Genomic DNA, 318 nt, shown 5'->3' on the forward strand with positions numbered 1-318 from the left:
GGAACAGTGATCTCACCAGTGTTCGGATCAACCTTCACACCTTCCGGTGCGTTCTCACCCGGCTTGAAGGTCGTGCCCTCAGGAGCCTTAGTGTCATTGCCGTCCTTGTCCTTGAAGTTAGGAGCAGGAACCTTAGCATCCTCACCCGGCTTACCAGAACCATCCTCGTACTTAGGATCGAAGTTCTCATTGTCCTTAGCTGCAGGTGCATCCGGCTGCTCAACCGTAACGGTGACCTCAACGGTGTCCGTAGAACCATCCGGGTAAGTCACAACAACCGGAACAGTGATCTTGTCACCCGGCTTAGCACCCTCCGGA

1 protein-coding gene is annotated in these 318 nt (G+C 54.7%); it reads right to left on the reverse strand.

Annotation, left to right across the window (positions count from 1 at the left end; translation table 11 throughout):
* On the reverse strand, window positions 1–318 hold a 318-nt coding region (locus tag QP140_RS09860), incomplete at both ends, for a YPDG domain-containing protein (protein ID WP_284759480.1).

This window comes from Corynebacterium sp. UMB9976, assembly GCF_030212265.1.
Lineage (GTDB): Bacteria > Actinomycetota > Actinomycetes > Mycobacteriales > Mycobacteriaceae > Corynebacterium.